The sequence below is a fragment of the Desulfovibrio ferrophilus genome (assembly GCF_003966735.1).
GTDB lineage: Bacteria > Desulfobacterota > Desulfovibrionia > Desulfovibrionales > Desulfovibrionaceae > Desulfovibrio_Q > Desulfovibrio_Q ferrophilus.
Genome location: NZ_AP017378.1, coordinates 2,848,916 through 2,875,666 on the forward strand (window position 1 = coordinate 2,848,916; position 26,751 = coordinate 2,875,666).

Below are 26,751 nucleotides of genomic sequence, written 5' to 3' on the forward strand. Positions count from 1 at the left end.
TCATAATCGCCGCCTTGGAGAATCTATGCCTACAGTAAATTTATTCATTCCCTGTCTTGTGGACCAGTTCCTGCCCGAGGTTGGTCAGGCCTGCGCCAATGTACTGACGCGCCTGGGCGTTGACCTGCACATGCCAAAGGGCCAGACCTGCTGCGGCCAGCCCGTGTATAAATCGGGACGCCTGGACGAGGCACGCGAGGTTGCGCGCCGCCATCTGACCCTATTCGAAAACGCCGATGTGGTCGTGGCCCCTTCCGGGTCCTGCGTACACATGATGCGCCACAGCTATGCCGAGTTGTTCGAAAACGATCCCGGCATGCGCGAGCGTGCCAGGGCTCTGGGCCAGCGGACCTTTGAATTCTGCGAATATCTGGTGGACGTGCTGGGCGTGACCGACGTGGATGCCAACTATGTGGCCCGCGCCGCCTATCACGATTCCTGTCAGGTGGGCCGCAGCCTGGGGGTCAAGGATCAGCCCCGCGCCCTGCTGGACGCCGTGGGCGGACTGACCCGTGTGGAACTTGAATTTGCCGACGAATGCTGCGGCTTCGGTGGCCCTTTTTCCGTACAGCACGCTGCCGTGTCCGAGGCTATTCTGGAAGACAAGATCGACGACATCCTGTCCTGTCAGGCCGACATCGTGGTCACAGCGGAACCCAGCTGCCTGTTGAACATCCGCGGCGGACTGGAAAAACTCAAAGCCAAGCAACCCGTGCTGCATATCGCACAGGTTCTGGACTCGGGGGTGGGCGCATGAGGATGACCGGACCATTCACCACCCGCTGCGAACAGGCCGTGGCCGACAAGAGGCTGCGCAAGACACTGAAAAACGCCGCCCGCATCTTCCGCCAGAGCCGGGCCGACGGCATGGACACCCTGCCCGATCCCGAGGCCGCGCGCGATCGCGCCGAAGAGGTCAAACGACGCTGCCTGGAGAACCTGCCCGCTATTCTGGAAATGCTGGAAGAAAACGTCATCGCCGCAGGCGGGCACGTGCACTGGGCCAGAACCGGGGCCGAAGCCAATGCCATCGTGGCCGACATCGCCAGGGCCGAAGGGGTCAAGGCCGTGGTCAAGGGCAAGTCCATGGTGACCGAAGAAACCGGGCTGAACCATCTGCTCGAATCCCAGGGCATTGAGGTCAATGAAACGGACCTGGGCGAGTGGATCGTACAGCTGGCCGACGAAAAACCCTCGCATATCGTGGGCCCGGCCCTGCACAAGAACCGCCACGAGGTCTCTGAGCTCTTCCACGAGCATCTGGGCGAACCCATCACCGACGACATCCCCACACTGACTCTCATGGCCCGGCGCGCCCTGCGCGAAAAATTCCTTGAGGCCGACATGGGCATCACCGGCGCCAATATGCTGGTAGCCGAGACCGGGACCGTTGTCCTCATCGAAAACGAGGGCAACATCCGCATGAGCACCACCCTGCCCCGGGTGCATGTGGCCGTGGCCAGCCTGGAGAAGGCGGTGCAGAGCATGGAGGATATGGCCGCCATCCTGGCGGTGCTGCCTCGCTCGTGCACCGGACAGGTGCTGTCGTCGTACACCTCGCTCATCACCGGGCCACGCCGCGAGGACGAGACCGACGGGGCGGAGGTCTTTCATCTGGTGCTGCTGGACAATGGTCGCTCCAAGGTCCTGGCCGACCCCGAGATGCGCCCCATCCTTAACTGCATCCGCTGTGGGGCCTGTTTCAATTTCTGTCCGGCCTATATCCGCGTGGGCGGTCTGGCCTTCCCGGGAACCTATTCCGGCCCCATGGGCTCCATCCTCGCACCACTTTTGGCCGAGGCTCAGGGCGTGGACAACCCCTATGCGCAGTTCCCCTACTTCTGCACCACCTGTGGGGCCTGCCGTGATGCCTGCCCTGTGCGCATCGATCACCCACGCCTGCTGATGAAACTGCGTGCGCGCCATGCCGATACCCAATCGCCGCTGCCCCCGTTGGCAGCAGCGGCCTTTGCCCGGCTCACGGCCAGCCCACGGGCCTGGAAAGCGGCCACCACCGTGGCCCGCACCCTGGACCCGAACCTGAAGCTGGCCCGCCGCATGCCCGGTATTGGCAAGGCCCTGTCCCTGTGGGCACGCAAACGCCGCCTGCCCAGCTTCAAGGAGCCTTTCTCCAAGACGTGGAAACCCGGCAAGACAACCCGGCAGGGAGGACGATCATGAGCGCACGTGAATACATTCTGGACGCCCTGCGTCGCGGCGTAGGCCATGGCAGCTGCCCCCGCCACGCCCGTTCTTCCAGAGCCAGGGCTCACGGCAAGGACAACTGGAAACTGATGCGTGAGCGTGCCGAACTGCGCGGTGTGCGCTACGTGCCCGTGAAGGACCTTGAGAACGCCCGCAACGAACTGAAGGCCATGCTCAAGGAACTGGGCGCCACGAGTGCCCTGGTCTGGGATCACCACGATCTGGACGCTTTGGGTCTGGCTGAAATTCTGGCCGAGCTGAAGATCACTGTCATTGCCCATGACGCCCCTCTGGCCGAACGCGCAGGGACGGATGTGGGCATTACCAGTGCCGAGGCCGTGCTGCCCGAATCCGGTTCGGTCATCGTCACTGCAGGAGCCAGCACCCCACGCCAGACATCGCTGCTCCCGCCCGTGCACATCGCCCTGGCCCTGCCCGGTCGCGCCGTGCCCACCATCCCGAAGCTTCCGGCCTTTGTCCGCTCGCTGACGCGCGCCGACGGGCTGTTGCCCTCGGCCATGCACATCATCACCGGCCCCAGCTCCACCGCGGACATCGAAAAGATCGTGGTCAAGGGCGTGCACGGCCCCACCGTCTGCGCGGTGATCGCCGTGGAAGGCTGACCGCAAAAACTATTCTTGAACGAGGAGGGACGGTGCCTTTTGCAAAAGATCTCCCGTCCCTCCTCGCCCAAACCCTCTTCCCCATCCCCCCGACCTTTCCATTCTCCACACCCCCTCATTGTTGACATGTCAACAAACGGTTATCGATCGTTCTTGGCCGCCCCGCAGGGTACTGAATTACTAAATCACTCAAATTGAGCAATTTCGTCCAAGTTTTTCAATAGGAGCTGTTGTAAAAAAAGAGACATGATAGCAATCGGGTCAGTACAATGCCAACCAAACAAGACAACCAATTCATATTCAACCACAGCGCCCAGCTCGCAGGCCTGACCGCACTGAGCGCCGAAATGCGATGATTGCCATGAAAAAAGGGGACATCCCTGTCCGGAAAGAAAGAGATTCAGCAGGGCAGCAAACGACGCCCCTAGGCTGGACGACGGGGACTACTGGCGCAGGGCCATCAGCGAGGAGGCAGCGCCCACCAAGGCCATACCCACCGCAAGACCCACCGCGTATTCCACAGGCAGAAAGCTGATGGATAGATTCAGTGGTGGGGTGTTGAACAGATCAGCCAGGGCCAGTTGCACCCCCTTGAGCATGCCCAGGGACAATACGCCACCCACAAGGCCCAGGGTCGCCCCACCCACCACCAGCGGCAGTTGGATGTACCAGCGGCCTGCGCCTACCAGCTGCAGGATTTCAACTTCATCGCGCCGCGAGATGAGCGACAGGCGCAAGGTATTGGAAACGATGAGCGCACCCACCAGCCCCAAACAGGCGATGAGCGGCCAGAGCACCGTGCGCGCAAATGACTTCCAGGCCTTGGCCAGCCCCAACTGCATGGTGCTGTAATGCACGTCCTGCACGAAGCGCTTGCCCGCAATGCGCGACAGGATGTTCTGGGTGAAGGCCTCGGGATCGCCCGCTGGCGAGGCAAAGTGCAGCACCGCCGTGGCAGGCAGAGGGCTATCCCCGGTCAATCCCTTGATCTGGGTTTCACCGCCCTCCAGAGAGCGGGCAAGATCGGCCAGAGCCTCATCCGGGGTAAATGTCTTCATGGACAGCAGACCGTCCAGAGTCTGGAACTCCTGCCACTGCTTCTTGACCACGGCCATGTCCGCGTCCGCCTGCCAGTAGACCTGAAAGACAAAACGCCCCTTGGCCGAGGACAATTCCTGATTCAGATTGACCACGAACAGCAGAAACAACCCGGCCAGAAAAGCCGTGAGGGTGACGGCCATCAGCGTCATGACCTGAGCCAGAGGGTTGCGCGTAAGGTCAGAAAATCCACGCACAATGAGCCGCATGAGCATGCCCATTACTGCCTCCCGCCTTTGTGGCTGTCGGGGCCGCAGCCCGGGCGACTGTTGGGCAGTTCAGAGGTCTGGGCAATCTCCAGGTCCGGGGCCTGCCAGTTGGCATTGGTCACATGCCCGTCCACGAGCTCCAGGCGCTTGGCACCCGGCACACTCTCCACCACATCCCGGTTGTGGGTCGCCAGAATCACGGTGGTACCAAAGGTATGGAACTGTTTGAAAACTTCCATGAGATGCATGGCCAGATCGCGATCCAGATTGCCGGTGGGCTCGTCGGCCAGCAGCAACTGCGGATTGATGACAATGGCCCGGGCAATGGCCACGCGCTGCTGTTCACCGCCTGAAAGCTCGGAGCAGCGGCACAGGGCCTTTTTCTCCAGCCCCAGGCTGCGCAGCACGGCATTGACCCTTTTGGTGGCGATACGCGCAGGCATGCCGCGCACCTCCAGGGGCAACGCGACGTTGGCCGCCACGGTGCGGTCCTTCAAAATCTTGAAGTCCTGAAAGACGACGCTGACCTGACGGCGCAGTTGCACCACATGCCGACCAGACAGGTCCTTGAGCTGGAATCCGGCCACCTCGGCCTGACCGCGCACAAGGGGCAGCGAGGCATACAGCAGCCGGAGCAACGTGGTCTTGCCCGCCCCGGACGGGCCGGACAGGAACAGGAACTCTCCCTTGTTCAGGGAGAAACTGACATTCTTCAGTGCCCAGTGTGTGCCGAAGTTATGCGACACGTGCCGGGCCTGGACCATTGGCGTAGACATACGCCCGGAAAACTAACGGTTTTCCCGGGGGAGGGCAAATACAAGACGCATTTCAATAAAAGCCGAGCAACGGCTAGTGAACGGTCTTGTCCCCGGACTGTGCATCCTGCTCGGCCTGCTTGAACTCATCGGCCATGACCTGCTTGAGTTGGGTGGCAAAGGCGGTGAGGCCCTTGGGTTGCAGGGCGGCAATGGATTCCTGCTCGCTGGCAACATCGCCAAAGGGCTTGGCAAAGACACAGATCAGATGAATGCCCACGGGCTTACCATTCACTTCGATCATGCCCAAAACATTGGCGGTCCTGAGCTGCTTTTTGACGTCATTTGGCATGGGCAATGCCGTCAGCGCTTTCTTCCCGTAGAACAGGTAGCGAATGGTCATCTTGGGCGTGGACAAAGGCTCGTTCTGGAAACCATTATCCAAGTCCAGACCACTCTGCTTGGCGGACGTGATCATGTTGAAGATATCGCTGCCAATGCTTTCTTCATAGCTTTTGTCTTGTTCCGACATACTCTTTCTCCAATCAAAATTTTAAATCGTATTTCTCTTCAGACCGTTCAAAAACGGTAGGATGCGAGGCGCAAGAAAAATTCAAGATCGCAGCGTATTAACAATACGTAAGATTTTGAATTCTTTCACAGCAACGAAGCAGACGGCTGTTTTTCAGCGGTCTGTTACATAACTTGGACCAAGAGACCTTTCAAGTAGCTGCCCTCAGGGAAATTAAGCGCCACAGGATGATCCGGAGCCTGGGTAAACCGACGCACGATGCGCGCATCACGCCCGGCATCCAGAGCAGCACCCGCCACCACCTTCTGGAACAGATCATCACTGATCAATCCCGAACAGGAGAAGGTGAACAGCAATCCACCGGGCCTGAGCAGCCTGAGCGCGGACAGGTTGATATCCTTGTAGCCCCGACAGGCCTGTTGCAACTGATTACGCGACTCCACGAATTTGGGCGGATCAAGTACGATCACGTCGAAGGTCCGATTCTCGTCGCGATACTCACGCAAGGCCGCAAACACATCGGCCACGCGGTACTCCACGTTCTCGCCGGACAGGCCATTGAGCTCCACATTGCGCCGGGCCAGATCCAGAGCCGGGGCCGAAACATCGAGGTTGAGGCAACTGGCCGCACCGCCCAAGAGCGCCGTGACGCCGAAACCACCGGTGTAGGAGAAACAGTTCAGCACGTCCTGGCCCTGACAATGCGCGCCCACGGCGCGGCGGTTGTCGCGCTGGTCCAGATAGTATCCGGTCTTGTGCCCGTTGCGGATATCCACCAGGAATCTGGCCGGGCGTTCGTCGATCTCCACAAACTCGGGTGGTTCGTCACCCAAGAGCAGGCCGGAGTGAGGCACCAGCCCTTCCTTGGCGCGGATATCAGAGTCGGAACGATCCCAAAAGCCCTTGCAGCCGGTCAACTCCAGCATGGCAGCGGCGATATCACCCTTGTGGCGCTCGGCGCCAGCGCTCATGAACTGGCCCGAAAGCCAATCCCCGTAGCGATCCACAACCACGCCGGGCAAGCCATCGGACTCGGCCCCAATCAGGCGGCAGGCCCCCTCGGGGATATCCAGCCCCTGAGTGCGACGAGCCGCAATGCAATCACCGATTCTGGCCCTGAAAAATTCGGAGTCAGCGGTGGTCTTGCGATCAAAGGTCCAGACCCGGGCCTGAATCTGTGACTCCGGCGAATAGGCCGCCGAGGCCAACCAGCCTCCGCTGGCCGAAACAACGTCCACGGTCTCGCCGATCTTGGGAGAACCTTCCACTTTCTGCACGGCCCCGGAAAATATCCACGGATGGCGGCGCAGCAATGATTTCTCTCGTCCTTTCTTCAATATCAGTGTTGGCATGGCGCCCCTATAGCACTTGAGCGAGGTGGGTCAAATGAAACCTGCCCCGGCAAAATGAGATCAGCCATAGAGGCAGGGAATTCACGAATTGACAACAGTGTGCAGCAGGATAGCATAAACAGGTCAATAAACCACCTTGCCCCTGTGCAATGCCGAAATCGAGGCACATCATGGTACAATCGACTCCAGATCAGGACAAACCGCGAGAACAGTTGCTCTTTGAGCTTGCCGAACTCAGGCAGCAACTGAAACTCATGGCCAGATTTCAGCCGGATCAGGGGCCGTCCGGAGTGGCGGATCTCAGACATCTCGAAAAAATCAATCTGATCGAGGAAGCCATCCGCAAGGGTCGAGGCCTGGATGCGGTCATGTCCCGGGTTGTGGACGCCATCCGCCAAGCCTTTGATGCGGATCAGGCCTGGTTGATGTACCCCTGCACTCCCGACAGTCCCTCTTTCAGGGTTCCGTATCGGTCCTGCCATCCTGATTTCCCCATCACTTTCCCCGCCGATGCCGATCTGCCCGCCACCGAAAATATTGTGGACAACAACCGCCTGGCCCTTGAGCGGGACGAGCCGCTGATCCTGCACCCAGACCACGGCAATAATGTCCCTCAGGAAGCCAGAGAACACGCCAGCGCCAAATCCGCCATGCTCATCTCCCTGCATCCCGATGTCGGCGATCCGTGGCTCCTGGGCCTGCATCATTGCAGTTTCGAGCGCGAATGGTCGCCTCAGGAACAGCATCTGCTTCGTGACATCAGCGGGCGCGTGACCGACGCCCTGTCCTGCATGCTTCTCAATAGCGATCTGGACGAAAGCCGCCAGCGCCTGAAGCGCCTTTCGGCGGAATTGTTCCGCGAGCAGGATGAACAGCGCAAACGCTTTGCCAGCGAGATCCATGATGATCTCGGGCAACCGCTCCTGGCCATCAAGGTCGGCCTGGACAACGCCCTCTATGATCTGGGTGAAAACGGTGACCACAGCCTGCGCAAATGGCTTATCAGCGCGGCAGGGCTGGCCAAATCCCTGGTGGATCGCATCCGCATGATGCAGGAGGCCCTGTACCCGTCCACCCTGCAGGATTTCGGACTGCTGGTGGCCTTGGATGCGTTTCTGAGTGACTTCAAGAAAATCTATCCCACGATCACTGTAAACAAGGTCATCTCCCTCCAAAACGAGAATATTCCCGACGCGCTGGCCGGGGTCTTGCTGCGTATCGTGCAGGAAGGCCTGTACAATGCGGCCAAACACAGCAGGGGAGATAGCGTCTCCGTGGCTCTGGATCGGCGCGATGGGCACCTCAGACTGGCCATCCGCGACAATGGGCAGGGCTTCGATACCCTGACCATTGGCCCCACCCCCGGAGTTCCAGGCGGTCTGGGCCTGCCCAGCATGCAGGAACGCGCCGAAATGACCGGTGGCGTCTTCTCCATCCACTCGGCACCGGACAAGGGCACCTTCATCCAGATCCTCTGGGAGATGGACACCTGATCAGCCTTGCTCATTCTCATTTCCAACCCACAATCGATTATTACTCCTTGAACAACCGGGCAAAGGATTTTATCGTAGTCGTCCGATTAACTTGATCCACTGGAGACAGCATTTTATGCGAAGCGATAAAATTACCAAAGGGCTGGAAAAAGCCCCTCACCGTTCCCTGCTCTATGCCCTCGGATTGACTGCAGAAGAAATGGACCGCCCGCTGATCGGCGTGGTCAACTCCGCCAACGAGGTCGTGCCCGGACACATCCACCTGCACACCATCGCCAAGGCGGTCAAAGAAGGCGTGCGGCATGCTGGCGGCGTACCTCTGGAATTTCCCGTCATCGGCGTCTGCGATGGCATCGCCATGAACCATGCAGGGATGCATTTTTCGCTGCCCTCGCGTGAAATCATTGCCGATTCCATCGAGATCATGGCCACAGCGCATCCCTTTGACGCATTGGTGCTGATCCCCAACTGCGACAAGGTTGTCCCCGCCATGCTCATGGCTGCACTGCGCTTGAACATCCCGGCCGTGGTTGTTTCGGGCGGGCCCATGATGGCCGGTCCCCAGGGTAGCGATCTGATCAGCGTGTTCGAGGGTGTGGGCCGCGCCAAGCGTGGCGAGATCGACGAGGCCGAGCTGTCGCGCCTGGAGCAGTGTGCCTGTCCGGGTTGCGGTTCCTGTTCGGGCATGTTCACGGCCAACTCCATGAACTGCCTGTCCGAGACTATCGGTCTGGCCCTGCCCGGCAACGGCACCATCCCGGCCGTGACTGCCGAGCGCGTGCGCCTGGCCAAGACCGCAGGCATGCGCGTCATGGACCTCTTGGCCAAGGACATCAAACCGCGGGACATCGTCACCGAACAGTCCGTGGCCAATGCCGTAACCTTGGACATGGCTCTGGGCTGCTCCACCAACACGGTGCTGCACCTGCCCGCCATCTTTGCCGAGGCCGATCTGGATCTGACCCTGGATATCTTCAACCAGGTCAGCAAAAAGACCCCCAACCTGTGCAAACTTTCTCCGGCAGGCCCCCATCACCTGGAGGACCTGCACCGCGCCGGTGGCATCCCAGCCGTGATGAGTGAACTGGCCAAGCATGACCTGCTCAACCTCGATGCCCTGACCGTCACCGGCCAGTCCGTGGGAGACAACCTGCGCAGCCTGTCCGCCGTGGTCAGAGACTATGAGGTCATCCGGCCCATCGACAAACCCTATTCCAAGGAAGGCGGCATCGCCGTTCTGCGCGGCAACCTTGCCCCTGACGGAGCTGTGGTCAAACAATCCGCCGTGGCCCCGGAGATGATGCAGCGTACGGCGCGAGCCCGGGTCTTCGACTCCGAGGAACTGGCTGGCGAGGCCATCCTGAACAACAAGATCGAAAAGGGTGACGCAGTCGTCATTCGCTATGAGGGCCCGCGTGGCGGTCCCGGCATGCGCGAGATGCTCTCGCCCACGGCCAATATCGCCGGCATGGGGCTGGGTGCAGATGTGGCGCTCATCACCGACGGCCGTTTTTCCGGCGGAACGCGCGGCGCGGCCATTGGTCATGTCTCGCCCGAAGCGGCAGACGGTGGCGTGATCGGTCTGGTTCAGGAAGGCGACATGATCGAGATCGATATCCCGGCCCGCAAACTGGAGCTTCTGGTGGACGAGACCGAACTGGACAAGCGCCGTGAAGCACTGGTCATGCCCGAAAAGGTCCTCAATTCTCCGCTGCTCAGACGCTACAGCAGACAAGTACGCTCTGCGGCTCAGGGGGCGAGATACAAATAGCGGTTCATCTGGAGGGGGCCTTGCGTCCCCTCCCATTTGTTCGGCAGCGTGCAGTAGTCACCCTCGCAGCCTCCAAAACAGGTTGCTACATGGCGTTATTCAGGTGATAATGAGCCATTGATATCTATTTGAAAATGTTTAGCTTTTCTCTATAACCCAGAGCAGGCAAGGCCTCCTACAACTCCGGAGCCAAAACGCATGGCCAGATGGGACGGCAGCGCGGTAGACCGCTATGAAGCGTGGTTCGAATCCACACAGGGTTCGTTCGCGCTGGTGCAGGAGCGCCGTCTTCTGGAACGGCTGGCTTCACCATGGCCGCGCCGGGGAAACACCCTGCTGGACATAGGCAGTGGGCCAGGCATCTTCATGAAGCTGTTCTGGGAAATGGGCTTCGACATCACCGGCCTGGACGACTCCCCGGATATGCTGGGCGCAGCGCGGCGTAGACTTGGACCTCATGCCTCCTACCATCTGGGCAAGGCTGAACATCTGCCCTTTAGTGACGACGAATTCGACTACGCCTCCCTGCTTACGGTCCTGGAATTCTGCGAGGACCCGCTCACGGCCCTGCGCGAAGCCAAACGGGTAGCCAAATACGGGGTGATCATCGGCTTTTTGAACCGCTACTCCCTCTACCGCCGAGCACGCTGCACCTCCTGCTGGCCCTGGAAGGGCAATGAGGGTGCGTTCATCGAGGCCCGCTGGTATTCCTGTTTGGAGATGCGCCGCCTGATCTCCGAGGCTCTTGGCAACAAACCCATCAAATGCGGCTCCGTGCTGCCGGGTCCGGTCTGGACCTGGCGCGCCACCCCGCCCTGGAACTGGCTCAACGGACTGGTCTATCCGCTTGGCCTTGGGGCCTATGGTGCCATCCGCGTGGACTTTGCCGGCCAGCGCCCTTTGACCCCGCTCTATTCCTTCGCCAAGTCAACGGCGTAAGCACAGCTCAATATCACTAGAATAGATCGTCGGTTTTGACATTTAGGCCGCTATGGACTAACTCCATGCGGCTTGGACATTGTTTGGAACCCTAGAACCAAAGACGATACGCACACACAATGAGCAAAATTCAGAAAATCAAGGGCGTGGCCGATCTCTTCCCGCCCGAGAGCACCAAGTTCGCCCTCCTCGAGGACACCGCCCGCAAGGTCTTCTTCCGTTACGGCTATGATGAGGTCCGCACCCCCATCATCGAGAAGACCCAGTTGTTTTCCCGCTCCATTGGCGAGGAAACCGACGTGGTGCAGAAGGAAATGTACACCTTCCCCGACCGCAAGGGCCGCAGCCTGACCCTGCGCCCCGAGGCCACTGCCGGACTGATGCGCGCCTATATCGAGAACAAGCTGCACGCCCCGGGCAAGGTGACCAAGGTCTTCACCTTCGGCCCCATGTTCCGCTACGAGCGCCCTCAAAAGGGACGCATGCGCCAGTTCCATCAACTGGACGTGGAGATGATCGGCCCCAGCGAGCCCCAGGCCGACGCCGAATTGGTGCTGATGCTCTACACCTACCTGCGTGAACTGGGCATGAAGCAGCTGACCTTCGAGGTCAACTCCCTGGGCTGCCGCGAATGCCGCCCCGTGCATCGCCAGGCCCTGACTGACTTTTTCAAGAATCTCACCGGGTATGACGAACTGTGCGACGACTGCAAACGTCGCAGCGAGTCCAACCCCCTGCGCGTGCTGGACTGCAAGGTCGAGCGCTGCCGCGAGCTGACCAAGGACGCCCCGAGCATCGAGGATCACCTCTGCAACGGTTGCCGCACCTCCTACGAGGAAGTGCTCAGGATTCTGGACGGCGCCAAGGTGGACTATGTCAAGAACCCGAGGCTGGTGCGCGGGCTGGACTATTACGTGGGCCTGACCTTCGAGGTCACCTCCACGGATATCGGGTCGCAGACCGCTGTTGCCGGCGGCGGCCGCTACGATGGCCTGATCAAGCAGCTGGGCGGCGCGGACGTGCCCGCCACGGGCTTTGCCATCGGCATGGAGCGTTTGGCCATGCTGACCCCGGACGCAGAACCCGCCAGACCGGACTTCTACATCGCGGTGCTGGACGAGAACGGCCCGACCCCGGCCCTGCAACTGGCCCAATCCCTGCGTGATGCCGGGCTGCAAGGCCAGACCGGATTCGCCAGCGGCAGCATGAAAAGCCGCATGCGCGCAGCCGACAAGTCCGGTGCACGCTACTGCCTGATTCTGGGCGAAGCGGAACTGGCAGACGATACCCTGACCGTCAAGAATCTGGAGACCGGCGAGCAGACAGTCATACCCCTCACAGAGACAATAGATTTCCTAAATAAAGTTTAGAAATTTTCTAATCGATAAAGACAGTTAGAATTTCAGGGCTGCACGCGATAAGCTGCTAATATAATTAACTATTACAACAAGCATCAGGCAACGGCCATATTCGCCCCGTACCGCGTTTTCCCGGATTTTCCGGCCCCTGCATCACCAGGGAGGCAAAAAGCGCTCAGCGGCCCTCATAGGGGCCATTGACAAGAGGGTGACAACCATGGCCCATTGCGACATCGAAAGCGAAGAAGGACACCCCCCATGGAAGAGACTTACGACGTTCAGTTGGAACACCAGAAGTACATTTCCGACCTCGGAGATTGGCAGCGCACCCACACCTGTTGCGAGCTGACCGCCGACAATATCGGCGACGAGGTCTGCCTCATGGGCTGGGCCCAGTATCGTCGCGACCATGGCGGGTTGATCTTCATCGACCTGCGTGACCGCAATGGCCTGACCCAGGTCGTCTTCTCTCCCGAGCACAACGAAGAGGCCCATGCCCAGGCTCACATCCTGCGCACCGAATATGTTCTGGCCGTGAAGGGCCTTGTGCGCGAGCGTCCTGACGGCATGCACAACAAGGGCATGGTCACCGGCGATATCGAAGTGGTCATCTCCGAGTGGAAACTCCTGAACACCGCCCGCACCACGCCCTTTGCCATCGAGGATCGCCTGGATGCCTCCGAGAACCTGCGTCTCAAGTATCGCTATCTCGACCTGCGTCGCCCCAAACTGGCGCGCAACTTCATCCTGCGCCACAAGGCCGTACAGAGCGTCCGCCGCTTCCTGGACGAAGAGACCTTTCTGGAGATCGAGACCCCGATCCTGACCAAGTCCACCCCCGAGGGTGCACGCGACTTCCTGGTGCCCAGCAGGGTCAATGACGGTGAATTCTACGCCCTGCCCCAGTCGCCCCAGTTGTTCAAGCAGCTGCTCATGGTCTCGGGCATGGAGCGTTACTACCAGGTTGTGCGCTGCTTCCGCGACGAAGACCTGCGCGCCGACCGCCAGCCCGAGTTCACACAGATCGACTGCGAGATGAGCTTCGTGGATCAGGAACAGGTCATGGACATGGCCGAGCGCATGATCCGCAGGCTGTTCAAGGAGACCGTGGATGTCGACCTGCCCAACCCCTTCCCCCGCATGACCTACGCCCAGGCCATCGGCGATTACGGTCTGGACAAGCCCGACACCCGCTTCGACATGAAGCTCATCGACGTCACCGAAGTGGTCAAGGGCAGTGATTTCAAGCTCTTTGGCAGCGCCGAATTGGTCAAGGGCATGCGCGTCGAGGGCGGCGCCTCCATGTCGCGCAAGGAAATCGACGGCCTGACCGAATTCGTCAAGATTTACGAGGCCAAGGGCCTGGCCTGGATCAAGGTCAAGGAAGATGGCGAGTGGCAGTCACCCATCGTCAAATTCTTCTCCGATGACGAAAAAAAGGGCCTGTCCGAGAGCCTGAACATGCAGGTGGGAGACATCATCTTCTTCCAGGCCGGTCCTGCCGAGATGGTCAACACCGCCTTGGGCCAGCTCAGAAACGAGCTTGCCAAGCGTCTGGGCCTGATCGACGACAAGACCTTCAACCCCTTGTGGGTCACGGACTTCCCGCTGCTGGAATACGACGCCGAAGCCAAACGCTACGTGGCCCTGCACCACCCCTTCACCGCCCCAGTGGGCGGGGTCGAGGCGCTCAAGGCCGATCCGGGCAAGGTCCTGTCCAATGCCTATGACATGGTCCTGAACGGCAGCGAAATCGGCGGTGGTTCCATCCGCATCCACTCCCAGCAGATGCAGCAGGCCATGTTCGAGGCCCTGGGCATCGGCGAAGAGGAAGCCCGCGCCAAGTTCGGCTTCCTGCTGGACGCTCTGGAATTCGGCGCTCCCCCGCACGGAGGCATTGCCTTCGGCCTGGACCGTCTTATCATGATTTTGACGGGCTCTTCGTCCATCCGCGAGGTCATTGCCTTCCCCAAGACCCAGAAGGCCACCTGCGTGATGACCGAAGCCCCCAGTGCCGTAGCCGCCAAACAGTTGCGCGAGCTACACATCAAAGTACGGGAAAAGAAAAAGGACTAGTCCGGTGCAACAGGTTATCAGCCCTTGTGGTACCTGGCACGAGGAGAATATATGAAGCTTGAACTACGAGTCTACCCTGACCCGGTTCTGGCCCAGAAGGCCCAGCCGGTCGAGGCCATTACACCGGAACTCAGGAAGCTGGCCGAGGACATGGCCGAGACCATGTACGCCAGCGAAGGTATTGGCCTGGCAGCCCCGCAGGTGGGCGAGTCCATCCGTTTTGTAGTTATTGATATTACAGGACCCGATGTACGCGGCGACCTGCGCTACCTGGTCAACCCCGTGATCACCGAAAAAAGCAGTGACACCGTGGAAACCGAGGAAGGCTGCCTGTCCGTTGCCGCCCTGCGGGCCAAGGTCAAGCGCGCAGAACGGGTCACGGTCACGGCTCAGGACCTGGATGGCAACGACATCACCATCGAAGCCGATGAAATGATGGCCATCTGCCTGCAGCACGAACTCGACCATCTTGATGGCGTCCTGTTCATTGACCATATCAGCCGCCTCAAGCGGTCCCTGTACGACAAGAAGGTGAAAAAATGGCTGCGTCAGCAGGACAAGGTGAAGGCAAACTAAGAATCGTCTTCATGGGGACACCGGAATTTGCCCGGATCTCCCTGGAGCATCTTCATGCCTGGGACGGCGCCGAGATCGTCGCCGTCTACACCCAGCCCGACCGCCCCTGCGGCCGTGGCCGCAAGTGCAAGCCTTCGGATGTGAAGGTCTTTGCCATGGAGCACGATATCCCCGTGCTGCAACCCGAGAACTTCAAGGCCGACAAGGCCGTGGAGGAACTCGCGGTCCTTGCCCCGGACCTGCTGATCGTTGCTGCCTATGGCCTGATCCTGCCCCAACGGGTACTGGACATCCCCCGCGAGGGCGCCATCAACGTCCATGGTTCGCTGCTGCCCAAATACCGCGGCGCCGCACCCATCCAACGTGCCATCATGAATGATGAAGCCGCCACGGGCATCACCATCATGCAGATGGATGCGGGCATGGACACCGGCGACATCCTCTTTGCCCGATCCCTGTTCATTGGCAAGGACGATACAGCGGAGACCCTGCACGACGAATTGGCCGAACTGGGTGGAAAGCTGCTGGTGGAAGCCCTGGAACGCAAAGGTCAGAACAAGCTTGTGCGCATCCCCCAGAACGATGCCAAGGCCACCTACGCCGCCAAACTGGAAAAACACGAAGGCGAAATCCACTGGAACCAGCCCGCTCAGGACGTGCACAATCGTGCACGGGCCATGCATCCCTGGCCCGGAGCCTATTTCACCTGGTCCGGTGACCAGCGCACGGGCAAGAAGGAACAGCGTCTGGTCCTGACCCCAGGCAGTGTCGGTTTTACGCTGCCCGAGCCACAGCCCGAGCCCGGAACCATCCTTGGCATCTGCGAGGGCATGCTGGCCATTGCCTGTACGGACAAGGCCTATCTCGTGCCCTCGCTCAAGCCTGCGGGCAAGAAACTGCTCACGGCCGAGGCCTTTGCCTGCGGCTATCTGGACAACTGCCCCAACGTCGTCTGCCCGGATGAGGATGACGCCTAGCTTTAACCGGGTGACGAACATTGACTTTTTCCATGCCTGCTGCTCAAATCCATGATCATCGCCAGAGTCTTTATTGGGACTCACGAGAATGTATTACCTCTAGTATTACAAAATGGATAGACCACTGCCCATGACTGCCAAGGAATCTCGCGTCGAGGCCTTTGATCACCTCGACAGGACCGCAGGGAGCGCCCGCAAGCGCCTGTTCATCGGACTCATCACCGGAGCCTCGATTCTGATTTGCGGCCTGCTGGTTCTGCTCTGGGTCATCCCCTACATCGGGCTGGCACAGATTCATCCTACGGCCCCCTGGGTTCTTGGACTGGCCCTGGCCGTCCTGGTGGGTATCGTGGGCTGGGCCTCGCTGGGCCTGGTCCTGAATATCCTGCTGGGTCGCAGTCTGCCCCTGACGCGACGCCTGCGCGGCCTGACCATCAAGATTTTCCTGCCACTGATGGTGTTGCTCGGAAAAATCCTGAGTATCAGCAAGGAGCGGGTGCGCTCGTCCTTCATCAAGGTCAACAACGAATTGGTGCTGACCGAGGCAGGACGCTACACGCCCGAGCAAATCCTGCTGCTCATGCCCCACTGCCTGCAGAATAGCCGCTGCGACATGCGCCTGACCTACGATATCAACAACTGCAAGCGCTGCGGCAAATGCCCCATCAAGGAACTTCTCGAAATCTCAGAGCGATACGGTGTTCATTTGGCCATTGCCACGGGGGGCACCATCGCCCGGCGCATCGTGGTCCAGACCCGGCCCCGGCTGATCATCGCCGTGGCCTGCGAGCGCGATCTGTCCAGCGGTATTCAGGACACCTATCCCCTGCCCGTGTTTGGCGTCATGAACCTGCGCCCGCACGGCCCGTGCCTGGATACCGGAGTGCCCATGCATGATCTGGAGCAGGCCCTGCAACGCTTTCTCATCGATCCCCCTGCTCCCACGGTGCTGCCCATGGCCACCAACCCCGCGCCAAGCCGCTAGGAACCACCATGTCCCGTCGACCAAATTTTCATAACGCCCTGCCCCCGGCCAGGCGCGCGGCTCTGGACGCCCTCACGGCCTGCCTCAAGGGCGCGGATATCCAGGCCGCCCTGGACTCTGCCCTGACGCCAAAACGCGGTCAGGAACCCCTTGTGGGACGCGATGCAGCCCTGGCCACCGAACTGGCCTACGGTACCCTGCGCCTGAAGCTGCGCCTGGACTTCCTGCTGGCCCATTATCTCACCCGCCCCGACGGCCTGCCCGTTCTGATGCGCATGGCCCTGTCACTGGCGGCCTACGAAATCACACAACTGGACAAGGTCCCGGCCTATGCCTCGGTGGACTGGTGCGTGGAGCACATCAAGGCAAGCATCAATCCGGGGCTGGCCAATGTGGCCAACGCCGTGCTGCGCAAAATCGTGGACCTGGGAGACAGTGCCTCGGACCCGGAATTCTACCGCACAGGAACCCCGAACCAGCGGGCCTTCATGGCGCATTATTACGCCACCCCGCGCTGGCTCACGGACCTATGGTGTGACAGCTACGGCGACCAGGACACCGAACACTATCTTGCTGCCACCACCAAAGCAGCTCCATTAGGCCTGCGGTTTCGCCCCGGAGTCCCCGAGACCGCCAAACTGCTGGAGCAGTGGACCTTCTCGGACCATTGCCTGGATGCCACCCCCAGCGGCATCGCCCTGAACCGCACTCCCGAAGACTTTCATGAACTGCTCGAGTCCGGCGGTGTGCTGCGCCAAAGCCTGGCCGGACAACAGGCCATGCTTGCTCTGGGTTGCGACAACTGGCCACGCCCCCTGTGGGACGCCTGCTGCGGACGCGGTGGCAAGACCCTGCTTCTGGCCGATGCCGGCGGTGGTCCCATCCTGGCCTCGGACCCCAGTATGGCTCGCTTGCGCGGCCTGAAGCGCGAGTTGCAGCGGCTGGACGTTCCCGGCGTCATTGCCGCCCGCGTCAGAGCCGACCGCCCTGCTCCGCTCAATGAACCTGTTCCTGCTATTCTGGTGGACGCGCCCTGCTCCGGGCTGGGTGTGCTCTCACGCCGCCCGGACGCCAAATTGAAGCGCCAGCCCAACGACCTGATCAAACTGGCTGCGCTCCAGGACAAAATCCTGGACAATGCTGCCCTGCACCTGGCTCCCGGCGGCATCCTGGCCTACGTGACCTGCACCCTGAATCCAGCCGAGAATGAACAACGCGTCCAGGAATTCATGAGCCGTCACAGTGAGTTCGGGTTGGACATGCAGTGGCAGACACCCCCGGATTCGCCACTGAATGAATTCTTCTATGCCGCACGGTTGACACGCACGGGTTAAAACAGCAGAAATCCCCCTTTCGAATTGGTTATCAGCCCTTGCCAGTCAAGGGCTTTCCTATTGCGTGGAAGATGCGGACAATCCCTTCCAATTGCCCGGCATCTTGCTCTGACCCCATGATTGAGGCATGTTCAAAGGGATTTCGTGAATCACGACAATCTCTGCGAAACAATTACTATTTTCTGAGTCTTCCGATGATCCCGGAGCTCAACGTAACCGAAACCGGTCTGTTCGTAGTTTGCAGTTTCAGCCCCCTCGGGGTCTGCACCGCGTCCTGATGGGCCTCGGCATATTCCTTCACCAACCAAGCGGAGAAACGAAGCAATGAATCAACCGTCCATGCCCGGAAGCGGCATTCTGGAACGATATTTCCATCTGGCCGAGGCAGGCACGTCAGTGCGCACCGAAATCATGGCGGGTCTGACCACCTTCATGACCATGGCCTATATCCTGGCGGTTAACCCTGGCGTGCTCAGCACCACCGGGATGGATGCCGGAGCCGTGTTCACCGCCACAGCCGTGGCCTCATCCATAGCAACCCTGGTCATGGCCCTGTACGCCAGACTGCCCTTTGCCCTGGCTCCGGGCATGGGCCTCAATGCCTTTTTTGCCTACACCGTGGTTCTGTCCATGGGCCACACCTGGCAGATGGCCCTGACTGCCGTGTTTCTGGAAGGTCTGATCTTCCTGCTGCTTACAGCCACCAAACTGCGCGAGGCCATCGTGCACTGCATGCCGCTGCCCATCAAAAAGGCCATCTCCGGCGGGATTGGCCTGTTCGTTGCCCTGATCGGCTTCAAGAACGCAGGTATCGTGACCGGCTTTGAGCCAACTCTGGTCAAGCTGGGCGATGTCACCGCACCCGGCCCGCTGGTGGCCTTCTTCGGTCTGGCCGTGACTGGCGTGCTGCTGGCCAAAAAGGTCCGTGGCGCGCTCCTCTATGGCATCCTGGCCGCCACTGCGGTGGGCATCCCTCTGGGTGTGACCCAAATCGCCGATTTCGACGCTTCGCATTTATTCTCCGTACCCAGCCTGGAACCCCTACTGTTCAAGATTCAGTTCCACCAGATCCTGACCTTTGACATGGCCGTAATCCTGTTCACCTTCCTGTTCGTAGACATGTTTGACACCGTGGGCACCCTGATCGGCGTTTCCGCCAATGCCGGCATGCTGGACAGCAAAGGTCAGGTGCCACGCGCCCGACAGGCTCTGTTTGCCGATGCCGTGGGCACCACTCTGGGCTCCCTGCTGGGCACCTCTACGGTCACGACCTATGTGGAAAGTGCCTCGGGCGTGGCCCAGGGTGGCCGCACCGGACTGACGGCCCTGACCGTGGCCGTGCTGTTCATGGTTTCGCTGCTGTTGGCCCCCATCTTCCTGCTGATTCCGGCCCAGGCCACAGCCTCGGCCCTGATCGTGGTGGGACTGTTCATGCTCAAGCCCATATTCGAAATCAATATGGACGACTTTACCGACTCCATTCCAGCCTTTCTGACCATCGTGCTGATGCCCTTCACCTTCTCCATCTCCGAAGGCATCGTCTTTGGCATACTGGCGTATGTGGCCCTGAAGCTGCTCACCGGACGCAGCAAGGAAATCCCGGCGCTGCTCTATATTCTCGCACTGCTGTTCATCTCCCGATTGGTCATCCAGTAAACGGATTCAACATGACTCTCCAAGGCCATCCGTCATACGACGGGTGGCCTTTTCCATTGCCTCACCTTCAAGGCTCTTCCAATTGCGCACCACAATCGGCCCTTTTGTCCGTAAAGGGCCAGAATTATCCAACACTATCATCTGTTGATTTGAATCCGCGTATGTTATCCTCATTTTTCGAGAGAGAGAGATTGCCCAATGGGTTGCCCCGTGCGTCGTGGAGGATACCGAGCTATGAAACCGCTTTCCATCATCATCTGCATACTGGCCATTGCCTGGTTATTTCTTGCACCTGATGTCTGCCGGGCAGAGCAACCTCCTTCCCCTTACATGACCGTCAATGAGTTTTTGGATCTCCACCCCGAACAGATGCGGGTGATGGATGAATTCCAGCAACTCGTGGCAGCGCCAGGCACGGCCATCCACCATAGCGTACAGCAACAGCCCGTCAAAATTGCCTTTGTCTATCCCGGACTTCAAGTCTCGGATTACTGGATGCGCAGCCTCAAATCCTTTCGCAACCGGATGGATGAAGTTGGCATCAAATATCAGCTCAGTGAATATTTCTCCAAGCCCGTGGTGGACACACGGCTCCAGCAAATGCAGCTCAAGGAAGCATTAAAAAGCGACCCTGACTATCTCGTTTTCACACTGGATGCCATGCAGCACAGGCATCTGCTCAGCCGCCTGATTACCAAGGGCCGCCCCAAGATCATCCTCCAGAACATCACCACTCCACTGCGCATGTGGGAAGGAAAGCAGCCCTTTCTCTATGTGGGCTTTGATCACATCATCGGTTCCAGAATCCTGGCCGACTATTTCCTGTCCAAGACCCATAACGGACAATACGGCCTGCTGTTCTTCGGACCAGGCTATGTCAGCGACATGCGCGGCAAGACCTTTGCGCGCTTCATGGAGCAAGGACAAGGCCCAAGTCTGGCTGCGGCCTACTTCACTGACGGCAATCAGGAAAAAGCCCGCAAGGCCACTCTGGCTATCCTTGAAGAACACGACATTGCCTTCCTTTATGCCTGTTCCACTTCGGTGGCCCTCGGGGCCATCGACGCCCTGCGCGAAACCGGAAAGACAGACCAGGTAATGATCAATGGCTGGGGAGGCGGCAGCGCCGAACTTGAAGCCATACTGGCTGGCGAGTTGGACGTCACAGTCATGCGCATGAACGACGACAATGGTGTGGCCATGGCCGAGGCCATCCGCCTGGATGCTGAGGGCAAACCGGAGCTTGTCCCCACGATCTATTCCGGTGATTTCGTACTGGTGGAAAAGGGCATCTCACCCTTGGACATCGAACAACTCAAGGCTCGTGCCTTCCGCTATTCAGGCAGGTAGAACTATGGCGTCCCCCCGACAGCAAAGTCTGTCCTCCCTTCTCGGGCTCTATCTTTCCGCAACCCTGGTCATTTTTGCGACGGCCTTACTGATATGGACCTACGATACCGCCATCAAGGCCGTTAACGCCCAGCTTCTTCTCGATTTTGACCAACGTTTTACCATTGCCCGTAACGTCCTTACGCACAGGCTGGATCTCATCAATGCCAACCTGAGCCACATCGCTGTCTCGGACAGGGTTCTTTCAAAAATCCATTCCGGAAAAAAGGCCGCCACGGAGACTGAACTTGGCCGTGTGGTCTGGGATCAAACCGACTCCTCTCTCGATATTTTGTTCATGGCAACGGCAGAGAATAATACAATATGGGCCGACGCCAGTGCCCCCTTTCTTGATGTGTCCCCTTTCCTGCCATTAATCGCCGAACACAAGCAGAGCCTCGCTCCTTCCGGGGCTGTACTGCATTTGCAAACCAATAACCGTTCCCTGACCATGCTCGTGAGCGCCGTTCCCCTCGTCCGACAGGACACGGGCAAGGTGATTGGAACGCTCTTTGGTGGAATCGTTCTCGGAGACAACTTCACCCTTGTGGAAGGCATCCGCTCGAGCACGGAATCCCGCGAAATCATACTGCTTGAAGATGGTCGCATCCTGGCCTCCACTAGCCTTGAAGACAGTGCAGCGACCAGGGAAATCCGGGAACTCGGAAAGCGAGTCATACAGGAAGACTTTGTGCGCCTGCCAGGAGAGCTCATTGCTTCTTTCAGGCCCCTTGCCCTGCCCTCGTTTCCGGCACCATTGGTCTGCGGCATTGCCATTGCCGATCTCACCCCCACCAGCATCACGAATGCATACATGCACAAGGGCGCCTTCACCATTACCCTGTCCATTGTCTTCTTCCTGGGAACAATCCTGCTTATTCATCGTGTGACCCGGCCATCTCTGAACAGACTTCTGGACTACACGAACAAAGTCCGCTCAGGAGACACCCAGGCCCGTTTCCAGCCCGTACGCATCAATGAACTGAACATCGTGGGCCAGGCCATGGAAGAAATGGTTGCCAAACTCCAGGCTTCCCAAAGCTATGTGGAAGGCATCGTCAACTCCATGCCATCGGTCCTCATCGGTGTGGACCATTTCGGCGTCGTCACCCTTTGGAACGATAAAGCTGCTCAAGCCTCTGGAAAAATTGCTGATCAGATCAAAGGAAGAAGGCTGGACGAAGCTTTTCCCGAACTTGCCAGTGACATGGAAATGATTCTGGCCTCCATCCGGGAAGGCAAGGTTCGCGAAATACATAAGCGGGTGCGCAACAAAGATGGAATCGCCATCTATGAAAACGTGGTGGTCTACCCGCTGGCCGTTGGTTACGACGGCGGTTCCGCCGGTGCCGTGGTGCGGGTGGATGACGTGTCTGAGCGAGTGCGCATCGAAGAAATCATCGTTCAGACCGAGAAAATGATCTCCGTGGGAGGCCTGGCCGCAGGCATGGCCCATGAAATCAATAACCCCTTGGGTGGCATCCTACAGGGTGCCCAAAACATTGAGCGACGCCTCTCCCCCGACCTCACGGCCAATATCAAGGCCGCCGAGGCCCAGGGAACCACTCTCGAAGCTGTACGCGGCTACATGCTGGACAGGGGATTGCTCAGAATGCTCGACGGCATCAGGGACTCAGGTGAACGTGCCGCCAAAATCGTACGCAACATGCTCAATTTCAGCCGGGGCAGCGAGTCCCGGCGCAAGGTCTGTGACCTCAATGCCCTTGTGGATCATGCTGTGGAGCTGGCCTCCAGCGATTACGACCTGAAGAAGAAATATGATTTCCGCCGGATCGATATCCAACGACAATTTCACCCCGAACCAGTGACCATCTCCTGCACAGAGATGGAGATTGAGCAGGTTGTGCTGAATCTGTTGCAAAACGCTGCCTATGCCATGGCTGACTCGGACCAGACTGACAATCCACCTCGCATCATTCTGCGAAGCCGTCTGGAACCAGGATTTTCCGTGTTTGAAGTCGAGGACAACGGTCCGGGCCTGAGCGAAGACGTTCGCAAACGCATCTTCGAGCCCTTCTACACCACCAAACCTCCGGGGCTCGGGACTGGATTGGGCCTCTCGGTATCCTATTTCATTATCACCCAGAACCATGGCGGCACCTTCAGCGTGGAGTCCGAACCCGGCAAGGGCGCCAAATTCATCATCAAGCTTCCGGCCACCTGATACCCCCAGGCCACAACCTACCTGATCCCCTCCCCGCACAGCGCACAACCATACTCAAATAACAAAGTCCACCCGCCAGAGGGCAGGTGGACTTTGTCGTCAAATGAACATGAAGTCATAAAAAGAGTCAGTCGTTCTCCTGGCCCGAGACCCTGACCTTGCCTACGACCTTGTCGTAGTAATACTCCTTCTTTTCCAGTTGAATGGGACGCCTGCGCCCCATATTGATCTTGACAACCAGCAGATTGAGTTTCTCCATCTGCCTGAGGCGGGTCTGCTCGTCCGGGGCGGCTTCCAAGAGATCAACAGCCCGCTGAATGTCTTTTTCCTGCTGGATTTCAGGGGGTACATGACCGGAATTGCGGAGAATCTTATAGGCCATGCGCAAGTCTTCGGGCACAAAGGAATCGTCCTCGAAAACCAACGGTTTACCCCGGCCGGGAAGGGCGTCGAACTCGCCCCGCTCCTGAGCTTTTCTGATGGCCTGTTCAGCGACCTCGTCAATGATTTTCAAAAAGCCCATGTCAGACTTCCACATTGATTCTGTGTTGCCCCCCCCGGATACAGCCCAAAAGCCGTGACACGGCCACAGAGCTGCTCAACGGGGTTCAGGGAGGGGTAGGTACGTTTAGACGGAATTAAGGCTCTGAGCAGCAAAATCAGACGACCACTATGCGGAAAATGAACTCTGTAGAAGCCCTCTGCATGCTAATCGGCCTCTCCAAACCAGCTGCTCCGGGGCGGCAACTCGCAACCCTCTTCCAATAGCTGCCGGATGTCATCCACAGTGGCCGAAGCCGTACCAACCTCGGCAACCACGATTCCGGCTGCAAGGTTGGCCAACTCACAAGCCGTAATCAGATCCAGCCCCCTGGCAACCGCCAAGCCCAACATGGCAATAACCGTATCGCCTGCACCAGTGACATCGAAGACCTTACGTGCCGCCGTGGGGATGTGCGTCACATGTTCCGGTCCCTGGAACAGGGCCATGCCCTTGGGGCCGAGGGTGATCAGCAAATTCGCATTCTTGAGTTTCTTGAATATCTTCAGACCGGTGCGCAGCACTGAATGCTTGTCAGCGGTCTCCAGCTCGATCCCGGCCCCTTCCTGAGCTTCCTTGCTGTTTGGGGTCAGCAGGTCCACGCCCTGATACAGGTCGAAGTTACGGGTCTTGGGATCCACAAAGACCTGCGGCCTGTTTTCCATGGAATCCAAAAGCTTCCACAGGCGTTCCATAAACGCTGCGGTGACCAGTCCCTTGCCGTAATCAGAAAGGATGATCACCCCGGCCTCATGCACTTCGTCACGGATATAATCGAACAACTGCTCGGTCACACCGTCGGACATGACATGGGTCTTTTCGTAGTCCACACGGACCACCTGCTGATTCTGGGCCACGATGCGTGTCTTACGAATCGTAGGACGTTCAGAATCACAAACCGCATGGGCAGTGACCCCGGCCTCACGCAGCAGGCGTCGCATGCGTTCTCCATCGGTATCCATACCGCAGATACCAACAATGGTGGGCTCGCCACCGAGTGCCTTGATGTTGCGTGCCACGTTGCCCGCACCACCAAGAATATAGCGTTCCTGCTCCACGTGAACCACGGGCACCGGTGCCTCCGGTGAAATACGCGCCACCTGGCCAACCACATAGTGGTCCAGCACAAGATCGCCAATGATCAGGACTTTGCCGCCGGCAAGCCTGGGCAGCGCATCGAGCAGTTTTTTTCTATCTGTCATGTAGTTTCTCAACTCTTGGGTGACTATTTCAGCATCTCGGCAATCCCCGGAACCTCGGGCCCATCTTCTTCGGGCACGGCAGGGATTTCTGGTTCGTTCACGCCCAGCAAATTGAGCAGGACATTCAATTCCTCAGGGCTACCGTATTTCAGGATGATCTGGCCCTTGTTCAGAGCTCCGGAAACCATGGCCTTGGCACCGACCACATGGGTGATGCGCCGGCCAAGTTCCAAAACCTCATTGGAGACGGGCTTCGGAGCTCCGGGTTTACGCACGATGGTCGGAGTACCATTGTCGCCCGGCAAATCACCGGTGCGCTTCCAGTACGCAGCCATGGCCTCGGCCTCGCGCACAGACATGCCCTTGTTCAGGACGCGCATCCGGAACTCTTCCTGGGCCTCTGCATCACTCACCGCCAGCAGGGATCGGCCATGACCGGCACTCATGTTGCCGCGCCGGATATCCATCTGAATGGCGTCGGGCAGCTGCGTCAGGCGCAGAGTATTGGCAATGGCAGAGCGGCTCTTGCCCACACGTTCGGCAAGGTCTTCCTGAGTCAGATCAAACTGCTCCTGAAGACGCTTTAAGCCGAGCGCCTCTTCAATGGGGTTCAGATCCTCGCGCTGCAGGTTCTCGATGAGCGCAATGGCCAGGGTTTCCTGGTCGTCCAAATGGCGGACGATGGCAGGCATCTCCGGCTGCTCTGCAATCTGCGAAGCACGCCAGCGGCGTTCGCCAGCCACAAGCTCATACAAAAACTCCTCGCCCTGAATCGGGCGCACAAGAATCGGCTGCAGAATGCCACTGGTGCGGATGGAATCCGCCAGCTCATTCAGAGCCTCCACTTCGAAGTCTCTGCGCGGCTGATTGGGATTTGCCCGAATCTTATCGATGGGGACAAGCACAACCTCGGGAGCTGAGGGGTCATCCCCAAAGCCCGATAACAAGGCATCAAGCCCTCGTCCCAATCCACGCTGTGCAGAAGCCATACGCACTCTCCTTGACAAAAAGGTTGTCGCTTCTGTCTAATCGCCCACGCCTGCGTCGCATGATGCAAGCGCTATCCCATAGGAGGCGACATGTTATCTGAAAAACCCTACCTGACCCTGTTCGATGACAACGGCGACTGTGCCGGCGTCTGGATTTCCCCAGAACTCTGGGAGCAGGCCAAGGACCAATTACAACCTATACTTTCCGAACTCTGCGACGAACCCGCCGCTGCGCCCGACGTCTTTCCCGAACCCATGGAAGATTGGCAGTGCTTCATTGACTACTGGGACTTGCCCTACCCTCTGACCATGGACGTGGACTGCGACCACTGTGGTGCACATACCGACGACTGGCAGAAAGACGCCCCCCGGCTCTTTCGCTTAAAAGCTGCCAGCCTTGGCGGATTGACGACTTTTGAATGTCAAACCTGCCAGGCCCGCATCATGAAAAAACATTTCAAAGACGGCCTGAAAAGCGAAACCGTTCCTTACACCGAATAGTTCTG

Annotated in this window: 23 protein-coding genes; 16 read left to right on the forward strand and 7 right to left on the reverse strand. The window is 59.0% G+C overall.

Annotation, left to right across the window (positions count from 1 at the left end):
- The first annotated feature begins 25 nt into the window (after positions 1–25).
- From EL361_RS13115 to EL361_RS13125, 3 genes are read left to right on the forward strand one after another with little or no spacing between them, the layout of a single operon-like run.
- On the forward strand, positions 26–757 hold the full coding sequence (locus EL361_RS13115) for a (Fe-S)-binding protein (RefSeq protein ID WP_126380260.1): 732 nt from the start codon (positions 26–28) through the stop codon (positions 755–757).
- Positions 754–2,181, forward strand: coding sequence for a LutB/LldF family L-lactate oxidation iron-sulfur protein (locus EL361_RS13120; protein WP_126380261.1), 1,428 nt, complete (start codon positions 754–756; stop codon positions 2,179–2,181). The genes EL361_RS13115 and EL361_RS13120 overlap by 4 nt, the downstream gene beginning before the upstream one ends.
- Positions 2,178–2,828 carry a LutC/YkgG family protein gene (locus EL361_RS13125; RefSeq protein WP_126380263.1) on the forward strand — a complete coding sequence of 217 codons (651 nt, stop codon included), beginning with the start codon at positions 2,178–2,180 and terminating at the stop codon, positions 2,826–2,828. The genes EL361_RS13120 and EL361_RS13125 overlap by 4 nt, the downstream gene beginning before the upstream one ends.
- A 443-nt stretch (positions 2,829–3,271) precedes the next feature.
- Here the strand turns inward: EL361_RS13125 and EL361_RS13130 are convergent, their stop codons facing one another.
- The 4 genes from EL361_RS13130 to EL361_RS13145 all read right to left on the reverse strand — a co-directional run bounded on the left by EL361_RS13130 (position 3,272) and on the right by EL361_RS13145 (position 6,774).
- Positions 3,272–4,147 (reverse strand): cell division protein FtsX, encoded by an 876-nt coding sequence (locus EL361_RS13130; RefSeq protein WP_126380265.1) that lies wholly within the window; start codon positions 4,145–4,147, stop codon positions 3,272–3,274.
- Positions 4,147–4,899 carry a cell division ATP-binding protein FtsE gene (gene ftsE, locus EL361_RS13135; RefSeq protein WP_126381476.1) on the reverse strand — a complete coding sequence of 251 codons (753 nt, stop codon included), beginning with the start codon at positions 4,897–4,899 and terminating at the stop codon, positions 4,147–4,149. Before ftsE ends, EL361_RS13130 begins: the two co-directional genes overlap by 1 nt.
- A gap of 85 nt (positions 4,900–4,984) precedes the next feature.
- On the reverse strand, positions 4,985–5,422 hold the full coding sequence (locus tag EL361_RS13140) for a hypothetical protein (RefSeq protein WP_126380267.1): 438 nt from the start codon (positions 5,420–5,422) through the stop codon (positions 4,985–4,987).
- A 164-nt stretch (positions 5,423–5,586) separates the two neighbouring features.
- Positions 5,587–6,774, reverse strand: coding sequence for a class I SAM-dependent rRNA methyltransferase (locus EL361_RS13145; RefSeq protein ID WP_126380269.1), 1,188 nt, complete (start codon positions 6,772–6,774; stop codon positions 5,587–5,589).
- A 170-nt stretch (positions 6,775–6,944) separates the two neighbouring features.
- On the opposite strand from EL361_RS13145, the gene EL361_RS13150 reads away from it, so the two are divergent.
- The 12 genes from EL361_RS13150 (at position 6,945) to EL361_RS13205 (ending at position 23,513) form a co-directional block, all read left to right on the forward strand.
- On the forward strand, positions 6,945–8,267 hold the full coding sequence (locus EL361_RS13150; RefSeq protein ID WP_172961753.1) for a GAF domain-containing sensor histidine kinase: 1,323 nt from the start codon (positions 6,945–6,947) through the stop codon (positions 8,265–8,267).
- A 115-nt stretch (positions 8,268–8,382) separates the two neighbouring features.
- Positions 8,383–10,038 carry a dihydroxy-acid dehydratase gene (gene ilvD / locus EL361_RS13155; protein ID WP_126380273.1) on the forward strand — a complete coding sequence of 552 codons (1,656 nt, stop codon included), beginning with the start codon at positions 8,383–8,385 and terminating at the stop codon, positions 10,036–10,038.
- 198 nt (positions 10,039–10,236) lie between these two features.
- Positions 10,237–10,977, forward strand: coding sequence for a class I SAM-dependent methyltransferase (locus EL361_RS13160; protein WP_126380274.1), 741 nt, complete (start codon positions 10,237–10,239; stop codon positions 10,975–10,977).
- A gap of 119 nt (positions 10,978–11,096) precedes the next feature.
- The gene (gene hisS, locus EL361_RS13165; RefSeq protein ID WP_126380276.1) at positions 11,097–12,347 is read left to right on the forward strand and encodes a histidine--tRNA ligase; all 1,251 of its coding nucleotides are present in this window, start codon (positions 11,097–11,099) and stop codon (positions 12,345–12,347) included.
- Positions 12,348–12,593: 246 nt separating this feature from the next.
- Positions 12,594–14,411: an aspartate--tRNA ligase gene (gene aspS / locus EL361_RS13170; RefSeq protein WP_126380278.1), complete on the forward strand. Its 1,818-nt coding sequence runs from the start codon at positions 12,594–12,596 to the stop codon at positions 14,409–14,411.
- Positions 14,412–14,462: 51 nt separating this feature from the next.
- The gene (gene def, locus EL361_RS13175; RefSeq protein WP_126380280.1) at positions 14,463–14,987 is read left to right on the forward strand and encodes a peptide deformylase; all 525 of its coding nucleotides are present in this window, start codon (positions 14,463–14,465) and stop codon (positions 14,985–14,987) included.
- Complete coding sequence (gene fmt / locus EL361_RS13180; protein ID WP_126380282.1) at positions 14,951–15,964, forward strand: methionyl-tRNA formyltransferase; 1,014 nt, start codon at positions 14,951–14,953, stop codon at positions 15,962–15,964. Before def ends, fmt begins: the two co-directional genes overlap by 37 nt.
- A 130-nt stretch (positions 15,965–16,094) precedes the next feature.
- Positions 16,095–16,949, forward strand: coding sequence for a DUF116 domain-containing protein (locus tag EL361_RS13185; protein ID WP_126381478.1), 855 nt, complete (start codon positions 16,095–16,097; stop codon positions 16,947–16,949).
- A gap of 8 nt (positions 16,950–16,957) precedes the next feature.
- Complete coding sequence (locus EL361_RS13190) at positions 16,958–18,283, forward strand: RsmB/NOP family class I SAM-dependent RNA methyltransferase (RefSeq protein WP_126380284.1); 1,326 nt, start codon at positions 16,958–16,960, stop codon at positions 18,281–18,283.
- 324 nt (positions 18,284–18,607) lie between these two features.
- On the forward strand, positions 18,608–19,939 hold the full coding sequence (locus EL361_RS13195; protein ID WP_172961754.1) for an NCS2 family permease: 1,332 nt from the start codon (positions 18,608–18,610) through the stop codon (positions 19,937–19,939).
- Between the two features lie 234 nt (positions 19,940–20,173).
- Complete coding sequence (locus EL361_RS13200; protein ID WP_172961755.1) at positions 20,174–21,289, forward strand: substrate-binding domain-containing protein; 1,116 nt, start codon at positions 20,174–20,176, stop codon at positions 21,287–21,289.
- A 4-nt stretch (positions 21,290–21,293) separates the two neighbouring features.
- Positions 21,294–23,513, forward strand: a complete 2,220-nt coding sequence (locus EL361_RS13205) for an ATP-binding protein (RefSeq protein ID WP_172961756.1) — start codon at positions 21,294–21,296, stop codon at positions 23,511–23,513.
- Positions 23,514–23,640: 127 nt separating this feature from the next.
- Here the strand turns inward: EL361_RS13205 and EL361_RS13210 are convergent, their stop codons facing one another.
- The 3 genes from EL361_RS13210 to EL361_RS13220 all read right to left on the reverse strand — a co-directional run bounded on the left by EL361_RS13210 (position 23,641) and on the right by EL361_RS13220 (position 26,245).
- Complete coding sequence (locus tag EL361_RS13210; protein WP_126380289.1) at positions 23,641–24,036, reverse strand: DnaJ family domain-containing protein; 396 nt, start codon at positions 24,034–24,036, stop codon at positions 23,641–23,643.
- Positions 24,037–24,221: 185 nt separating this feature from the next.
- On the reverse strand, positions 24,222–25,256 hold the full coding sequence (gene rfaE1, locus EL361_RS13215) for a D-glycero-beta-D-manno-heptose-7-phosphate kinase (protein WP_126380291.1): 1,035 nt from the start codon (positions 25,254–25,256) through the stop codon (positions 24,222–24,224).
- 23 nt (positions 25,257–25,279) lie between these two features.
- On the reverse strand, positions 25,280–26,245 hold the full coding sequence (locus EL361_RS13220; protein ID WP_126380293.1) for a ParB/RepB/Spo0J family partition protein: 966 nt from the start codon (positions 26,243–26,245) through the stop codon (positions 25,280–25,282).
- A gap of 90 nt (positions 26,246–26,335) precedes the next feature.
- On the opposite strand from EL361_RS13220, the gene EL361_RS13225 reads away from it, so the two are divergent.
- Positions 26,336–26,746 carry a hypothetical protein gene (locus EL361_RS13225; protein ID WP_126380295.1) on the forward strand — a complete coding sequence of 137 codons (411 nt, stop codon included), beginning with the start codon at positions 26,336–26,338 and terminating at the stop codon, positions 26,744–26,746.
- Positions 26,747–26,751 lie beyond the last annotated feature (5 nt).

Coding starts and splice junctions, on each gene's coding strand:
- EL361_RS13115 (WP_126380260.1), top strand. CDS start 26: ATGCCTACAGTAAATTTATTCATTCCCTGTCTTGTGGACCAGTTCCTG.
- EL361_RS13120 (WP_126380261.1), top strand. CDS start 754: ATGAGGATGACCGGACCATTCACCACCCGCTGCGAACAGGCCGTGGCC.
- EL361_RS13125 (WP_126380263.1), top strand. CDS start 2,178: ATGAGCGCACGTGAATACATTCTGGACGCCCTGCGTCGCGGCGTAGGC.
- EL361_RS13130 (WP_126380265.1), bottom strand. CDS start 4,147: ATGGGCATGCTCATGCGGCTCATTGTGCGTGGATTTTCTGACCTTACG.
- ftsE (WP_126381476.1), bottom strand. CDS start 4,899: ATGGTCCAGGCCCGGCACGTGTCGCATAACTTCGGCACACACTGGGCA.
- EL361_RS13140 (WP_126380267.1), bottom strand. CDS start 5,422: ATGTCGGAACAAGACAAAAGCTATGAAGAAAGCATTGGCAGCGATATC.
- EL361_RS13145 (WP_126380269.1), bottom strand. CDS start 6,774: ATGCCAACACTGATATTGAAGAAAGGACGAGAGAAATCATTGCTGCGC.
- EL361_RS13150 (WP_172961753.1), top strand. CDS start 6,945: ATGGTACAATCGACTCCAGATCAGGACAAACCGCGAGAACAGTTGCTC.
- ilvD (WP_126380273.1), top strand. CDS start 8,383: ATGCGAAGCGATAAAATTACCAAAGGGCTGGAAAAAGCCCCTCACCGT.
- EL361_RS13160 (WP_126380274.1), top strand. CDS start 10,237: ATGGCCAGATGGGACGGCAGCGCGGTAGACCGCTATGAAGCGTGGTTC.
- hisS (WP_126380276.1), top strand. CDS start 11,097: ATGAGCAAAATTCAGAAAATCAAGGGCGTGGCCGATCTCTTCCCGCCC.
- aspS (WP_126380278.1), top strand. CDS start 12,594: ATGGAAGAGACTTACGACGTTCAGTTGGAACACCAGAAGTACATTTCC.
- def (WP_126380280.1), top strand. CDS start 14,463: ATGAAGCTTGAACTACGAGTCTACCCTGACCCGGTTCTGGCCCAGAAG.
- fmt (WP_126380282.1), top strand. CDS start 14,951: ATGGCTGCGTCAGCAGGACAAGGTGAAGGCAAACTAAGAATCGTCTTC.
- EL361_RS13185 (WP_126381478.1), top strand. CDS start 16,095: ATGACTGCCAAGGAATCTCGCGTCGAGGCCTTTGATCACCTCGACAGG.
- EL361_RS13190 (WP_126380284.1), top strand. CDS start 16,958: ATGTCCCGTCGACCAAATTTTCATAACGCCCTGCCCCCGGCCAGGCGC.
- EL361_RS13195 (WP_172961754.1), top strand. CDS start 18,608: ATGAATCAACCGTCCATGCCCGGAAGCGGCATTCTGGAACGATATTTC.
- EL361_RS13200 (WP_172961755.1), top strand. CDS start 20,174: ATGAAACCGCTTTCCATCATCATCTGCATACTGGCCATTGCCTGGTTA.
- EL361_RS13205 (WP_172961756.1), top strand. CDS start 21,294: ATGGCGTCCCCCCGACAGCAAAGTCTGTCCTCCCTTCTCGGGCTCTAT.
- EL361_RS13210 (WP_126380289.1), bottom strand. CDS start 24,036: ATGGGCTTTTTGAAAATCATTGACGAGGTCGCTGAACAGGCCATCAGA.
- rfaE1 (WP_126380291.1), bottom strand. CDS start 25,256: ATGACAGATAGAAAAAAACTGCTCGATGCGCTGCCCAGGCTTGCCGGC.
- EL361_RS13220 (WP_126380293.1), bottom strand. CDS start 26,245: ATGGCTTCTGCACAGCGTGGATTGGGACGAGGGCTTGATGCCTTGTTA.
- EL361_RS13225 (WP_126380295.1), top strand. CDS start 26,336: ATGTTATCTGAAAAACCCTACCTGACCCTGTTCGATGACAACGGCGAC.